We start from the raw sequence: 15,076 nt of genomic DNA, 5'->3' as shown, positions 1-15,076 counted from the left end.
ACTTGCAAAGGTTTATACATGCGACAGTAAAAAGCTTGGGTGAGATCCAAGCTTTTTTGTTATCTCAATAATGTATCTAAGACTGAAAACTCACGGTAAACCCTGAGAGAAGGAAATCACGGTAAAGGGGGAGTGCCATTATTTTTATTGGGTTTACATTTGTTATTGAACTATTAAAATATAATGATTATGGCGCTCACTATTATATATTTGTTAAATAGAACTTTAGGAAGGGCCATGGAAGGGTACAATGTTCAGCTTCTATGGCTTTGTGAAGGCGATAAGCCTATTGTATTTGAGTCCTACTCTAATCATTTAGGGCAAGCTATCGTTTCGCATCCATTCCATGGAAAGGTTAAGATTCTAGTCGATGGTGAAGATTATGGATTTATGGAAACCCCAGGAGTGCATACTGTTATTATGGAAGAATAATTGTTTGAATTGTTTTATGCAAATGAAAAAATAGTAAATTGTATTCCCTAAATAAAACGAATCATGCATCCTCTGATTAAGTATATTCTTCTGGTTTGTATTGGCTTACAAAGTATATTTTTATATGCTCAGGAGGCACAGTATTTCCGTGAAGGTTATACCGTTAAAAAAGATTTGTACTCAAAGTTTGATAATTATACTACGGAGGATGGTTTGATTAGTGAAGATGTAAAATTAATACTGCAAGATAAACAGGGTTATATGTGGTTTGGCACATCTGAAGGACTTAGTAAATACGATGGTTATGATTTCACCAATTATCAAAATAATCCTAATGACAGCTCTTCTATATCTGACAATTTTATCACAGCTATTGAAGAAGATATTTATGGTGATTTATGGATAGGAACTAAAAATGGACTGAATAAACTCAACCGATCTGAAGGGTCTTTTTATAGATTTTATGCAGAGACTGGAGAGAAAAATGCTTTGCAAAATAACTATATCAGTGATTTGTTATCAGACTCCTCAGGAGTTTTGTGGATAGATACTTATGAGGGCTATCTTCACAAATTTAATATAGAGGATTCTACTCTTAAGTTTTACAAGCATCCTCCATCTCAAAATGACATTTATTTTATACATAGGTTATTCAGAGATGGAAATAAGATTTGGGTTTGTTATAAAAATAAAACCCAGATTTTTTATATTAAAGAAGAGAAGTTTGAATTATTTGAAGATCGGGATATTAAGTTGGTTAATATGGGGAATAATAGTTGGTTTCATTCTTATTCATCTGTTTTAAAGGATAATAACGGGACTTATTATATCGGAAATGTCCATAGTAAAACGCTTATTTATGAACCCCAAAAACAAATATTAAGAAATTTGCCGTTTGCATCTATATATTATATGCTAAAGGGTACGAATAATCAAATATGGTTGGGAGGCTATACTCTTGGCCTAGTTCAGTATGATATTAGTAAAAACAAATTCACCCAATATAAGCATACTGATGATAATCCATATTCAATCGCGGATAAAAGAGTATGGGATATCCTAGAAGACAAAAGAGGAAATATTTGGATAGCGACTCCCTCAGGGGTCTCTAAATTAAGCCCACAAAAACAGGCCTTTCAACACATTAGGCATATTAGTAATGTTGAGGCATCCATCATTGATAATGATGTAAAAGATGTGATTCAAACTAATGACAGTAATATTTGGGTTGCTACTTCTAATGGTATTAGTGTTTTGAATAAGAACAAGAATAGTGTTAAAACATATCGACATGATCCCCAAAACAAAGAAGGTTTACTAAATGATAAAATTAAATGTCTGTATCAGGATAAGGAGGAGACGATCTGGATAGGTGGTTGGACAGGTCAGGGGATGGATTTTTTAAGGAACGGTGAAGAAGAATTCAAGCACTACTCCATCTCGGAAAAAAAATTCAATGGATATGATTGGTATGTCGATTTTGCAGAAGCAAATGATGAGCTCTTTGTAGGCTTTTTTGGAGCAACATCACTTGCGAAATTTGACAGGAATAGTTTAGAGTTATATGATTCCTTTAATAAAATTGGAATTAACACTAAAACGGATGTGCCAATTATTCAATCGTATAAAAATTATCTTTTTTCTCTAAATTTCGCCTTTCTCAATTTTGACAAAAATAAGCATGGGGCATATAGAGACCTTAATGTTAATAAGAATATGTTAAATGCAAATTCGGTGCATTTTAAGACAATTAATCTAGATAAAACGGAAAGACCAAATGGATATGAGATTATCAATGGAAATTTATTTGCATATACTAATTTCAACCTTTGGACCTTTGATGACATTAATGAGACCTTTACTAAAAACTTAAGAATAAATCAGGAAGTTAACAGCATTGAAAAAGCAAAAGAGGAGGACTGTATTTGGTTAGCCAATGAAAACAGACTGAAAAAGGTTAAGTTAGGACTTCAAGATCGTGAACTTAAAAGTATCAACCTTCCTTCAGAGATTACCGATTTATATTCATCTGATGATACTATTTATATTGGAACACAAAAGGGTCTGTATTTTGTAGCAGAATCAAAACTACAGAATTACAATGATCTTGTTCAGATAAAGGGGTTTGAGTCCACGAAAATTAATGAGATTATTATCAATAAAAATCGCTTAATCCATGTCTCCTCAGATAATGGTTTGTATATTTTGAATCAAAACAAAACCATAAAGAATTACCTAACAGCTGAGAATTCTGAACTCTCAAATGTAATTATTCACGATATTTTCATAGATAAGCAGCAAAATTTTTGGATTGGAACACAAGAGGGGCTTAATTTGTATGATGAGGAAGGTGGTAATTTTCAATCATGGTTTCATGATGAAATGGATCCCCATTCAATTTCAGGTAATACCATCTATTCCATAACGGAAAGAGATGATGGCTTATATCTGGGAACAAACTGCGGTTATAGTATATTCAATCTAAAATCAAATTCCTTTATCAGAAAATTTTCTGCCGATGAGAATAGTGTCCAGACTAGCTTAACCACTTGCTTGTTATCAGATTCCAAAGACAATATTTGGATTGGAAATGGGTCAAATGGGTATAGCGTTGACTATCTAAATACCGCAACAAATACGATTAAACACTATCATGATTTACCCTACGATTCTGCTTCCTACAAAGGGAAGGAAGCCAATTTTGTTTTTGAAGATAGCCAAAATAATATATGGATAGGTACAGATAAAGGTTTGAATAAATTCGATAGAAAAACAGAGACATTTAAATTGTTTTCTAAAGAAAATGGTATGCCTACTTCAGAAGTACTGGCGATGGAAGAAGATGATAAAGGGGTTTATTGGTTAGGCTCGAATGAGGGTCTTATAAAATTTAATGAGGAAGCTAATTCATTCAAACAATTCAGAACAAGGGATGGTATATCATCCAATACTTATAGCCAAAAGGCATCGGCTAAATTATATTCAGGGGAGTTGGTCTTTGGTTCCAGAAAAGGACTCACTGTCTTCCACCCCGATAGCATATATCCAAGCCCAATCTTGCCCAATCCTGTATTATCAAAGATGTATGTTTTCGATAGCTTAGCATTCGATGATTTATCAAATATCTCTGATGTGAAGCTTAGTGATGAACAAAATAACTTCACCATAGAGTTTTCAGTTTTAGATTATATCAATCCAGCAAAAAATGAATACTCCTATCGGTTGAAGGGGTATGATAAAGATTGGATAACTACCTCTTATACCAATAGAAAAGCAAAATATACTGACTTGCCCTATGGTAAGTATACTTTTCAATTATTGGCTAGCAATCAGGATGGTTTATGGACAGAGAAGCCTATTGAACTCGAAATAAGAATTATCCCTCCATTGTATAAAACCACAATAGCCTATGTTTTTTATATTTTAGTATTTATATTGAGTTCCTTCCTCTATGGAAACTTTAGGATAAGAAGAATAAAGAAGCATAATAAACAATTGGAGGAAACTATTCAATTAAGAACGGAAGAAATTGTCTCTCAAAGTGAGGCTTTAGGTGAGCAAAAAATAAGTGAATTCATTAAAGAAAGTAAACTAGAAATTGCTCAGCAAAGAATGATTGTGCAAGAAGAGGAGAGAAGACGGATTTCTCGTGAACTACATGATGGCGTTGGTGGCCATCTTACGGGGATTAAATTGTTTTTAGAGAATATTCAAGAAGAGGAGGAGTCTCACGATTTAAACCTTCTTTTGGAGGATGTAAAACGACTTTATCAGGAAGTCAGGAATCTTTCCCACGATTTATTGCCGCCTGAGTTTGAAGAAACATCTGTAAAGGAAGTACTCAAGGTTTATGTGGAGCAATATATGTTGCGTACAAATGTAGATATCGTTTTGTCTTTCCATCCCAAAAACCAGTGGGATAAAGTAGAACAGGTAGCTCAAGTCGATATTTATAGAACAATACAAGAACTATTGCAAAATGCCATAAAACATGCCGATGCTAGCGAAATTGAAATTGAAGTCACACGTCATGAAGATTATATTGGAATAATGGTAGAGGATAATGGTTCGGGAATGGATGTAAAGGCAGAGCATAATGGTAGTGGTTTGAGAAACCTGAGAAAAAGATTAGAATTACTCGGAGGGAAGGTTTTTATCGATAGCAAATTAAAAAGAGGTACTATTGTGAATATTGAAATTCCTAATGTGTTTCATGAGGATGAAATTGAGAATTCATACCCGCTTTTGTCTAAATCATAAATTCTAAAAAATGTTTTATCTACGATATCAAAACTTGCATTAGAATAAGTAAATAATCACTACTATTAAGTTTCCTTTGTACTATGAGGTAGGCTCTAGTTTTTTATAAAATGAGTCTAAGTTGTAGATTTAACCATTTAATAAGCTATTGAAATAAACTCTGTTTATCCTAGCTTTTTCCTAATTTAGCCGTTTCAAATACGAACAATATGGAATCCATCAGAGAAATATATAAAGTAGGAAAAGGACCATCGAGTAGCCATACTATGGGGCCTCGAAAAGCAGCTATTGCATTTTTATCAAAAAACGAAAAGTATTCAAGTTTTAAGGTGACTCTTTTTGGAAGTTTGGCATTAACTGGTAAAGGCCATTTAACTGATCAAGCCATTGAGGAGGTTTTTGAAGATAAAAAACTAGAAATTATTTGGAAACCTGAAGAAAGAAAAGAGTTTCATTCCAATGCCTTATTATTTCAAGCCTTTGACGAGAAAGATAGTCTACAAGCTGAGAATTTAGTTTATAGTGTTGGTGGAGGTAGAATAGTAAATGATGCCGATAAAGACGAAATGCAAATGGCTGCAAACCTTTATCCTTATCGCACCATGGCTGGGATATTAGATTGGTCGCAGCAAACCGGTAAATCCTATTGGGAGTATGTATTTGAGGTGGAGGATGACGATTTTAAAACATTCTTAGCTGATATTTGGACCCAGATGAAAGCCACCATCCGAAATGGTCTAGAAAATGAAGGGGTTCTACCTGGCCCTTTAGGTATTAGAAGAAAAGCCAGCTCTTATTATGTTCGTTCCAAGACCATGGGGCGTCATTTACAAAATACATCTAAATTATTCGCATTTGCTTTAGCAGTAAGTGAGGAGAATGCCAGCGGTGGAACTGTTGTAACTGCTCCTACTTGTGGTTCCTGTGGGATTTTACCTTCTGTTCTTTTGTTTCTTCAGGAATCTTACCAATTTACCGATCAAAAAATAATAAGGGCCTTAGCAACAGCAGGTCTTGTTGGGAATTTAATTAAAGAAAATGCTTCCATTTCTGGCGCTGAAGTAGGTTGTCAAGGAGAGGTTGGAGCGGCTTGTTCTATGGCTTCTGCCGCTGCCGCACAATTAGTAGGTGGAAGTACTGGGCAAATTGAGTATGCTGCAGAAATAGGTTTGGAGCACCACCTAGGCCTGACTTGTGATCCGATAGCGGGCTTAGTTCAGGCTCCATGTATTGAAAGAAATGCACACGGTGCTGTCAGAGCCATAGATGCCGCCAGCTTCGCTATTTTGGGTGATGGCACGCACTTGGTCAGTTTTGATGAAACCGTAGAGGCTATGAAACAAACAGGACATGATTTGCCTAGTTTGTATAAGGAGACTTCTCTTGGAGGTTTGGCCAAGTTTTCAAAGAGGAGAGAAGGTTATATGTAAGCCTTTTAATGTTCTATGCGGAATATTCATAAGGTTGTTTTTTGAATCTTGAAAATGAATTTTGAGCATTTTATAAAAATATTATTTTTGCAAGCCAAATTATATAATGAAATCTATTATGAAGAAATCACTTTTGTTCAGCTTAATATTTAGTCTTTTTGCTCTTGTTTCCTTTGGTCAAGATGTTTTTACCTCAGAAAATGATGAGGGTAAATGGGGCTTCGTAGATAATGATGGAAAAGAAGTCATTCCTCATGTTTACGAGAAAGCAGATTGTTTTTATATGGGCTATGCTTCGGTAGTTTTAAACGGAAAAATGGGTCTAATAGATCTGAAAGGAAACGAGGTGGTGCCATTTGAATATGATAATGACTTGATGTATTTTGAGGGTGGTTTAGCCGTGGTAAAGAAGGGAGAGAAATTTGGATATGTGGATTTAACTGGAAAAGTTGTTATTGAAATAAAATTCGACGAAGCCGAGGATGTTAACGATGGGAAATTGAAGGTAAGAATGGGTGAAAAATGGCTTTTCTTAGATAAAGAAGGAAATAAAATACAGTAATTATATTATTTCATTGATTTTAAAATCGCTTTATTAATTCTTTTGGCAATTCCTGGGCCTTCATAAATAAATCCTGTATAGACTTGAATTAAATCAGCCCCAGCCTCTATTTTTTCAAGTGCGTCTTTTGCAGTATGAATTCCTCCAACCCCAATAATAGGGAATGCTTTTTTACTCTTGGTAGCGAGGTATCTAATCACTTCGGTAGACTTGTTTTTTAGAGGAGCTCCACTGAGTCCACCGTTTCCTATCGATTCAAATTCGCATTCTAAGTTTTCGCGTGTAACGGTGGTGTTCGTAGCAATTACGCCGTCAATCTGGGTTTTCTTAATGATATCGATTACTTCATCAAGCTGTTTCTCGTTTAAGTCTGGAGCTACCTTAAGTAAAACAGGTTTACGTTTGGCTTTCTTATTATTGGCTTTCTGTACTGTAAAAAGAATTTCCTCTAAAAAGTCTTGATCTTGTAATTCACAAAGATTAGTCACATTGGGGCAACTTACATTCACCACAAAATAATCCACATAGGGAAATAACCCTTCGAATACAGCTAAATAATCTTGTACAGCTATATCATTTGGTGTTGCGGTGTTCTTGCCTAAATTACCTCCTATGATAGCCTTGGTTTTTCTCTTTTTTAAATTCTTAACAGCGAAATCGATACCGCCATTATTAAAGCCCATTCTATTGATAATCGCATGATCTTTAATCAAGCGGAATACTCTTGGTTTGGGATTTCCGGGCTGGGCTTTTGGAGTTACGCTACCAATCTCTATATGACCAAATCCAAATTCTGCCAACTCGTTAAACATTTGTGCATCCTTGTCAAACCCTGCAGCAATTCCAACAGGGTTTTTAAACTTGATGCCAAAGACTTCTCGTTCTAAGCGACTATCTTTAACTGCATAACATCCTCTCACTATGTTTTTAATGCATGGAATAGCAAATCCAATTTTCAAGGTCTTTTTGATCAAATGATGAACATTCTCAGCATACATTTGGAAAAGAACTGGACGAATAATGAGTTTATACATTTTTTGCAGTTTAAAAAACACAAGATTTTAATAGCTAAAATCTTGTGTTTATTTTTTTTATTTTTCTGTTGAAGTCTCTTCTTCAGAATTTGCTTCTTCTTCTTCTTTGGTCGCTTCTTCTAAATCAATCAGTTCATTTTCGATTAAAAGATTGTACCAGCTAATTAATTTCTTGATATCAGAAACGTATACTCTTTCTTGATCATAGTCAGGAAGTATTTCAAGCATCAATCCTTTTAACTCGTTTGCAGAACTTTTATGACTGATGGTTTTCTTTCCGTCTTCTTTCTTATAAATACTCTTAAGAACTTCTTTCAAAGGAACATCATCTAATTCAGTGAATATGCTAATCTCTTCTAAAGAGCTAATTCTTTCGTGTGAAAATGCAGGGATTCTTCTTCCGTCTAATAAAGATTCTACTATCAATCCTGATTTAGATTGAGAAATCATTTTGTGTAATCCGGGTTTACCGGCTATCGATAAAATTTTGCTTAAATCCATATGCTTTTTTTGATTTGTGCCTGCAAAAGTAGTAAAATTCGATAATTTCGAAATAGCCACTAATTATTTAACGTATAATAATTGATTTTTTTTCTAATTCACTACATTTGCAAGCAAATCAAAATCTCAATGAAGAAACGCACACTGATTTTTGTACTTTTTGATATACTCTTTGTATTTATTGCCTTTATGTTGGCTGCTTATTTTAAGACAGGCAAGGAAAAGGCGGTATTTAATTATTATTGGGTGCCTTTTTTAATATTTGAAGCGGTATGGATAGGTTCGTCTGTTATTTTTGGGAAATATCATCCTAATAAGGCTAAGAATAGCAAAGCTTATGTGTTGTCTATTATAAAAAGCAATCTCTTTATCCTATTTTCTATCACTTTTGTTATCTTTTTTGCTTCTTTGAGCTATAGTAGGTTAATGATTGTTTTAACAGTTGTCTTTGCAACAATTTTAGAGGGCGTAGCGAGTTCTTTCTTTGTTCACAACCGAGAATTGAATAAGGAAATGGATGACTTGGAGCGCTTTCAAAAGATTCCAAAATTCAAAAAAGAATATGAATATCCAACTTTTGATGAGCAAGCCAAGTCAAGCGAGGGATTGGAGCAAAAACATCAATTGATACAAAGTGAAGTGGGTAATGAGGTGCTTAAGTTTATTGATGAGCATATTCCTTTGGTAGACCCAAGTCTTATGTTGGTTTCCACTTCAACTAAATTCAATATTTATAATCAACCTAAGGCAGAGTATAACTCAGTAGTAAATTTAAAGAGAATCAATGATATTCTTCGAATCAATAAGTTTTTTGAAGCGGTGAACGCCAAGCTACCCATGGGAGGTTTGTATCTTAATTATGTGGAAACCTATACGCTCCGCAAACAAAGAATATTGAAAAAATTCCCACCGGGGATTAACTGGGTTGTATATAGTATCGATTTTGGTTTTAAACGTATTATGCCAAAATTATGGACTACAAAAAAAATATATTTTATTTTAACGAAAGGAAGGAATAGGGTGATGTCAAAAGCCGAAACTTTCGGTAGACTTTATAGTTGTGGATTCGAAATAGTAGAAGAAAAGTTGATAGGCTCTGATTTATACTTTGTGACGCGTAAGATTGCTGAGCCGGTATTTGATTCCAACCCAACCTATGGTCCTTTAATTAAACTTCGTCGCTTTGGTAAAGGAGGAAATAAAATTGGAGTTTATAAGATGAGGACCATGCATCCTTATTCTGAATATTTACAAGGCTATATTTACGATAGGAATAAATTACAAGATGGAGGGAAGTTTGCCGATGATTTTCGTGTGACATCTATTGGTAAATTTATGAGGAAATTTTGGTTAGATGAGCTTCCGATGTTCCTCAATGTGTTTAAAGGAGAGATGAAAATTGTTGGTGTAAGGCCATTAAGTTCCCATTATTTTAATCTTTATTCCGATGAATTAAAAGAACGTAGGTTAAAATATAAACCAGGCTTAGTTCCTCCTTTCTACGTAGATATGCCTGTGACTTTAGAAGAAATTATGGCGTCTGAAATGAAATACCTAGAAGCATACGAAAAACATCCTTTTAGAACCGATGTGAGTTATTTCTTTAAAGCATTTTATAATATTCTCATTAAAAAGGCTAGGAGTAATTAATTTATGAAGCAACTACTTCAACAAAAGAAACTATTTAAAATACTATTCTGGCTTTGGGGATTAACTATTTTTATATTGTCTTCTTTACCCAATATTCCAACACAAAAGATAAATATATGGAATGAACCTTTCCGTTTGGATTATCTGGAACACTTTGGAGTTTTTGCCATTTGGGGGACTTTCTTTATCGTATGGAAATCTAGTATCGATGGCGTTTTTCCATTTAGAAAATACTTTTGGGCAATAATTGGTTTAGTTATTTTTGCATGTGCCGATGAAATACATCAAATTTGGATTCCTGATAGGACATTTAATCCTTTAGATTTGATTTATAATGTGGCAGGTTTATTGACCACTTATTTGCTAGTTCCTGCTTTTTTGAAACAGATTTATAAAAAATAGCTATCTTCAAACCCTCATGATAGAATATTTCATTCATAAAAACAATATTGGAGATTCTTGGGATGATTTTGTAAAATCTCATCCCAGAGGTAATTCTTTTCAAATGAGTTTGTTTTATGAATTTTACATACACACTAGTGAGTTTCGTCCTTTTTATTGTGTGGCAAAAGATAGCAATAGTAAAAAGTTACTGGGAGGATTCCTATTTGTGATTCAACGAAAAAGTAAGCGAATCCCAGATAGGTTTTTTAGGCGATCATTAATTGTTGGAGGACCTTTGATTCCTACCAATGGGGAGAAAATACTCGATGGATTACTGAAAGTCTATGCTGATTTTACTAAACACAAAGCTATTTATTCTGAAATTAGAAATTTACACAGTTGGAGCCATCAAATAGATGTTTTCTTGAGGAACGGCTTTAAATATGAGGCGCATTTGAATTATCAGATTCCTCTGACTAATCGTGATGTGGAAGCTTCATTTAGTAAAAGTAAACGTCGTCAGATTAAAAAAGCCATAGCCAATGGAGCTAAAATCATTAAAAAACCAGATATTGGCCAAGTCAATCAGTTTTATGAGATTCTAGCCGATTTGTACCGCACAAAAATTAATAAACCACTTCCTGATTGGCATTTCTTTGAGAGTTTTTATAATCATGTGGTTCAAAAAGGTCATGGGAAATACCTTTTGGTGCATTATGATGGGAGGATAGTAGGAGGGATTATGTTGCCTATTTATCAGCATAAAATGGTATATGAGTGGTATGTGGCTGGATTAGATCAAGAGTGTAAACCCGCTTATCCTTCAGTAATGGCTACATGGGCAGGTATAAAATATGCCATGGATAATGACTTCACAGGTTTCGATTTTATGGGTGCCGGAGTACCATCACATTCTTATGGCGTTCGTGAGTTTAAAAGTAAATTTGGAGGAAGAATCCTCAATTATGGCCGTTTTACCAATAGCCATTACAAAGTTTTTCATTGGTTCATTAAAATGTTCCTAAAACTATTTTCTAAAAATGCATAATATGAAGAAATATATAATAGGATTGATATTGATGTTTTCGGCTTTGATTAATATACATTCTCAAGTGGTGTATGAACATATTAGCAATGAAAATATCTATGATTATTTAGATGAATTGGCAACTGAGGGTTGGATAGAAATCAATAGTGTAATAAAACCCTATAGCAGAAATTTTATCGCAGAGAAACTGGAAGAGGCGGAAGGATATCGTAACGAAATGTCTCAAAGACAATCTAAAGAACTTGATTTCTATTTGACAGGTTTTACCTTGGAATTACATGATAGGTTGAGTTTAAATCCTAAGGTTAACTTTCTTAAGAAAACTGACGGGTTTGGAATAGATATCAATCCCTTAGGAGGATTCTATCAAGATAAATTATTTAGCTTTCAAATACAGCCAGTCTACGGTTATAATATGTTTAATAACGATAATGGAACAGAGTCTTTTAGTTATGGTGGGCTGCAAGGTTATGGATATATAGGCGAGCATGTTGGCGTTTATGCCAGTCTCCGAGATCATCATAGTACAACTATTTTTAATAAGACGGATTATTTGACTCCCATGTCTGGAGGGAATTTTAAGTATAGAGACGGAGGAGTGGATTGGAGTGAGATGAGAGGAGGAGTTACTTTTAGTTGGAATTGGGGAGAAATAGGCGTGATAAAAGACCATTTTGAATGGGGAACCAATACCCACGGCGCCAATATCTTCTCAGGTAAGCAGCCATCGTTTGCTCAAATAGCTATTAAGTTAAAACCTGCTTATTGGCTCGAGTTTAATTATGTTCATGGCTGGTTGGTGAGTGAAGTAGTGGATAGTGCGCGTAGTTATTGGGATGGTACAAGCAATGATCCTCGGTATCGCTCCGTATTTCGCAAAAAGTGGATGACAGCTAATATGTTCACTGTTCGTCCCATAAAAGGATTAAATGTTTCCATAGGAAATAGTATTGTTTATAGTGATGTGGATCATCCAGCCTTCTGGATGCCCATATTTGTTTACAAACCTATAGACCATACATATAATGCTACAGATAGTTATGGGCAAGCAGGACAAAATTCTCAGCTCTTTGCTGATGTTTCTGTGAGGTTGATCAGGCATTTGCATTTATACGGCGCTTTATATTCCGACGAGATAAAATTCGATAGGATGAAAACCGATTCGCTTCATAATTTTTGGAGTTGGAAAGGTGGTTTTCAATTAAGTAATTTCTTGGTGAACAATTATGAAATAGGTTTCGAATACTCTAAAACATTACCAGGTACTTATCAGCACCCAATATCAACGACAACCTTCGAGTCTAATAAATATAATATGGGGCATTATTTACGAGATAATAGCGATGAAATATATTTCTACCTCAAGTTTAAACCCATTAGAGGCTTGCATATAAAAGGGGAAGCTTTTATCGCACGCCATGGTCCGGATGCCAAGTATGAAACGGGTAGTGATATTGTAGCTACGCCGTTTATGGAAGAGGTAAGTTGGAAGAATACCACCTATGCTTTGAATATTAAATATGAAGTCGTGAATAATGTATATGTTTGGGCCAATGCCACCATTAGCAATATTGAAGGAGATGAGGAATTGGTAAAAAAATGGACGCCAGAATTTTATATTGGAAACCAGACTACATTGTCAGGTGGGTTTAATATTGGTTTCTAATGCACGAAATAAATGTGATATTTCGGCATCAGGATGTGGCTCCTAAGGAATTAGTTGGACAAGTAGCTGTTGTGATAGATGTGCTTCGTGCAACTTCTGTCATGGCCACAGCTTTGGCAAATGGTGCCACAAAAGTAAAGACGGTTCAAACTTCTCAACAGGCTCTAACTCTAAAAACTCAAAATACTAATCTACTTTTGGCTGGCGAGAGAAATGCCATAAAGTTAGCGAAATTTGATTTTGGTAACTCTCCTCTTGAAATGCGTAGCGAGCTTATTGATGGAAAAGAAATAGTTCTCTGTACATCCAATGGGACTCAAGCGGTAGCAATAGCCCATCGTGCTATAAAAGTTGTTACAGCTGCTTTTGTAAATATGAAAGCAGTAGTTAAACGATTAGATTTATTAGAAGAGGATATCACCATCATTTGTTCTGGAACTAATGGGCAATTTAGTCTAGATGATTCATTAGCAGCAGGTATTTTAGTTAACAGGTTGACAAGAACTAAGGGCTATAAACTGAGTGACAGTGCACAATCCATGGCATTAGCTATTAAAGATGAAAATAAGCTTCAAGAGAGTTTGAAAGACTGTTACCATTTAAATTTATTAAGGGCTAAAGGATTTAAGAATGATGTGGATTATTGTCTGACTTTGGATAGCCTTAATGTGGTTCCACAATTGAAGAATGGTTATTTCGTGGTTTAAATTACCTTTGCAAAAAAAATATTGAAATGATACAATTAGGAGAATATAACGAGCTAGCGGCAAAAAGACAAACAGATAATGGATGGTATTTGGTTGATGATGAGGATTATGAGGTTCTGATGCCCAATAAATATGTGCCTGAAAATTGTGAGGAGGGTACACAAGTTAAAGTGTTCGTTTATAAAGATTCTGAAGATAGAATTGTAGCTACTACAGATACGCCTTTGATTCGTGTCAATGAGTTTGCTTTTTTACTAGTAAAAGATGTCAATTCATTTGGTGCTTTCTTAGAGTGGGGTATGGAAAAGGACTTATTGGTTCCATTTAGCGAGCAACAACATAGAATGTCAGCAGGTGATACCGTGGTGGTGCGTTTAGTTTTAGATGAGAAAACTGAACGACTATTCGGTACTACCAAGCTCAATAAATATCTGGTTACAGAACATATCGTAGTTAAGGAAGGTGAAGAAGTAGATGCCATTATTATTGATGAATCAGACTTGGGTTTTAAAGCTATTATTGAGGATGCGCATCAAGGATTACTATATAAAAGTGAAACTTTCAGGACATTGGAAATAGGAGATAAACTAAAGGTTTGGGTGAAGAAAATCCGTCCAGATGGTAAAATTGATTTGAGTCTACAGCAACAGGGCTATGAAAGTATTGAGCCAGCGGCTCAGAAAATTCTAGATAAATTAGAGAAAAATGATGGTTATTTAGCACTTCACGACAAAAGTCATCCCATGGAAGTAGCAGAATTTCTTCATATGAGTAAAAAAGTATTTAAAAAAGCTTTAGGGACTCTTTATAGTAAAAGGCTTATTGTATTGGAAGATAAAGGGATACGATTGGTGAAAAAATAAATTTGAAATAATAGTTCTAAAATGGCTTGTATTTTCAAAATATCTCTATATTTGCAACCGCTAAGGACGAAAAGGAATTAGCAAAGTGCAAAATTTAATGGGGGCTTAGCTCAGTTGGTTCAGAGCATCTGCCTTACAAGCAGAGGGTCGCTGGTTCGAATCCAGCAGTCCCCACTAAAAAAGCATTTAAAACTTAGGTTTTGAATGCTTTTTTTTTGTCTAAAACCTTGGATAAATGCAAATATCATAATTCAGAAAAATATTTTAAAAATCTGATTCGTATATTTAAAAATATTCTATATTTGCACTCGCTAAGGACAAAAAGGAATTAGCAAAGTACAAAATGTAATGGGGGCTTAGCTCAGTTGGTTCAGAGCATCTGCCTTACAAGCAGAGGGTCGCTGGTTCGAATCCAGCAGTCCCCACATCAAGCACTTATAACATTGTTATAGGTGCTTTTTTTTATTTGCTCACACAGAATTAAAAGTTAAATTTAAGCAAGTTCGATATTCTTATACCAACCTAAGTGAAATCCCTTA

12 protein-coding genes and 2 tRNA genes are annotated in these 15,076 nt (G+C 34.7%); 12 read left to right on the top strand and 2 right to left on the bottom strand.

Annotation, left to right across the window (positions count from 1 at the left end; genetic code table 11):
- The first annotated feature begins 189 nt into the window (after positions 1-189).
- The 4 genes from HNS38_RS02240 (at position 190) to HNS38_RS02225 (ending at position 6,684) form a co-directional block, all read left to right on the top strand.
- Entirely contained in the window at positions 190-432 is a 243-nt protein-coding gene (locus HNS38_RS02240; protein WP_172345908.1) for a hypothetical protein, read from the top strand.
- 63 nt (positions 433-495) lie between these two features.
- Positions 496-4,692, top strand: coding sequence for a two-component regulator propeller domain-containing protein (locus HNS38_RS02235; protein WP_172345907.1), 4,197 nt, complete (start codon positions 496-498; stop codon positions 4,690-4,692).
- A gap of 209 nt (positions 4,693-4,901) precedes the next feature.
- Positions 4,902-6,122: an L-serine ammonia-lyase gene (locus HNS38_RS02230; RefSeq protein ID WP_172345906.1), complete on the top strand. Its 1,221-nt coding sequence runs from the start codon at positions 4,902-4,904 to the stop codon at positions 6,120-6,122.
- A 118-nt stretch (positions 6,123-6,240) separates the two neighbouring features.
- Positions 6,241-6,684: a WG repeat-containing protein gene (locus HNS38_RS02225; RefSeq protein WP_172281249.1), complete on the top strand. Its 444-nt coding sequence runs from the start codon at positions 6,241-6,243 to the stop codon at positions 6,682-6,684.
- Positions 6,685-6,689: 5 nt separating this feature from the next.
- Here the strand turns inward: HNS38_RS02225 and HNS38_RS02220 are convergent, their stop codons facing one another.
- Complete coding sequence (locus HNS38_RS02220; protein WP_172281247.1) at positions 6,690-7,718, bottom strand: quinone-dependent dihydroorotate dehydrogenase; 1,029 nt, start codon at positions 7,716-7,718, stop codon at positions 6,690-6,692.
- 57 nt (positions 7,719-7,775) lie between these two features.
- Positions 7,776-8,219, bottom strand: a complete 444-nt coding sequence (locus HNS38_RS02215; protein WP_172281245.1) for a DUF5606 domain-containing protein — start codon at positions 8,217-8,219, stop codon at positions 7,776-7,778.
- 129 nt (positions 8,220-8,348) lie between these two features.
- On the opposite strand from HNS38_RS02215, the gene HNS38_RS20875 reads away from it, so the two are divergent.
- The 8 genes from HNS38_RS20875 (at position 8,349) to HNS38_RS02175 (ending at position 14,962) form a co-directional block, all read left to right on the top strand.
- On the top strand, positions 8,349-9,869 hold the full coding sequence (locus tag HNS38_RS20875) for a sugar transferase (protein WP_305847159.1): 1,521 nt from the start codon (positions 8,349-8,351) through the stop codon (positions 9,867-9,869).
- 3 nt (positions 9,870-9,872) lie between these two features.
- Positions 9,873-10,271, top strand: coding sequence for a VanZ family protein (locus tag HNS38_RS02205; RefSeq protein ID WP_172281243.1), 399 nt, complete (start codon positions 9,873-9,875; stop codon positions 10,269-10,271).
- A gap of 16 nt (positions 10,272-10,287) precedes the next feature.
- A complete protein-coding gene (locus HNS38_RS02200; RefSeq protein ID WP_172281241.1) occupies positions 10,288-11,301 on the top strand; it encodes a GNAT family N-acetyltransferase in 1,014 nt (337 codons plus the stop codon).
- Position 11,302: 1 nt separating this feature from the next.
- Positions 11,303-12,967 carry a hypothetical protein gene (locus HNS38_RS02195; RefSeq protein WP_172345905.1) on the top strand — a complete coding sequence of 555 codons (1,665 nt, stop codon included), beginning with the start codon at positions 11,303-11,305 and terminating at the stop codon, positions 12,965-12,967.
- Positions 12,967-13,674 carry a 2-phosphosulfolactate phosphatase gene (locus HNS38_RS02190; RefSeq protein WP_172281237.1) on the top strand — a complete coding sequence of 236 codons (708 nt, stop codon included), beginning with the start codon at positions 12,967-12,969 and terminating at the stop codon, positions 13,672-13,674. The genes HNS38_RS02195 and HNS38_RS02190 overlap by 1 nt, the downstream gene beginning before the upstream one ends.
- Positions 13,675-13,700: 26 nt before the next feature.
- Entirely contained in the window at positions 13,701-14,537 is an 837-nt protein-coding gene (locus tag HNS38_RS02185) for a S1 RNA-binding domain-containing protein (RefSeq protein ID WP_172281235.1), read from the top strand.
- 99 nt (positions 14,538-14,636) lie between these two features.
- A tRNA-Val gene (locus tag HNS38_RS02180) sits at positions 14,637-14,711 on the top strand.
- 176 nt (positions 14,712-14,887) lie between these two features.
- Positions 14,888-14,962: transfer RNA gene (locus HNS38_RS02175), tRNA-Val, on the top strand.
- The last annotated feature ends 114 nt before the right edge of the window (positions 14,963-15,076 follow it).

The sequence above is a fragment of the Lentimicrobium sp. L6 genome, assembly GCF_013166655.1.
Taxonomy (GTDB): Bacteria; Bacteroidota; Bacteroidia; order Bacteroidales; family UBA12170; genus UBA12170.
This window is presented reverse-complemented; position numbering and strand designations above follow the sequence as displayed.

Excerpts from the sequence above, each read along its gene's own strand:
- HNS38_RS02240 (WP_172345908.1), top strand. The coding sequence starts at position 190 with ATGGCGCTCACTATTATATATTTGTTAAATAGAACTTTAGGAAGGGCC.
- HNS38_RS02225 (WP_172281249.1), top strand. The coding sequence starts at position 6,241 with ATGAAGAAATCACTTTTGTTCAGCTTAATATTTAGTCTTTTTGCTCTT.
- HNS38_RS20875 (WP_305847159.1), top strand. The coding sequence starts at position 8,349 with ATGAAGAAACGCACACTGATTTTTGTACTTTTTGATATACTCTTTGTA.
- HNS38_RS02185 (WP_172281235.1), top strand. The coding sequence starts at position 13,701 with ATGATACAATTAGGAGAATATAACGAGCTAGCGGCAAAAAGACAAACA.
- HNS38_RS02205 (WP_172281243.1), top strand. The coding sequence starts at position 9,873 with ATGAAGCAACTACTTCAACAAAAGAAACTATTTAAAATACTATTCTGG.
- HNS38_RS02195 (WP_172345905.1), top strand. The coding sequence starts at position 11,303 with ATGAAGAAATATATAATAGGATTGATATTGATGTTTTCGGCTTTGATT.
- HNS38_RS02220 (WP_172281247.1), bottom strand. The coding sequence starts at position 7,718 with ATGTATAAACTCATTATTCGTCCAGTTCTTTTCCAAATGTATGCTGAG.
- HNS38_RS02215 (WP_172281245.1), bottom strand. The coding sequence starts at position 8,219 with ATGGATTTAAGCAAAATTTTATCGATAGCCGGTAAACCCGGATTACAC.
- HNS38_RS02235 (WP_172345907.1), top strand. The coding sequence starts at position 496 with ATGCATCCTCTGATTAAGTATATTCTTCTGGTTTGTATTGGCTTACAA.
- HNS38_RS02200 (WP_172281241.1), top strand. The coding sequence starts at position 10,288 with ATGATAGAATATTTCATTCATAAAAACAATATTGGAGATTCTTGGGAT.
- HNS38_RS02230 (WP_172345906.1), top strand. The coding sequence starts at position 4,902 with ATGGAATCCATCAGAGAAATATATAAAGTAGGAAAAGGACCATCGAGT.
- HNS38_RS02190 (WP_172281237.1), top strand. The coding sequence starts at position 12,967 with ATGCACGAAATAAATGTGATATTTCGGCATCAGGATGTGGCTCCTAAG.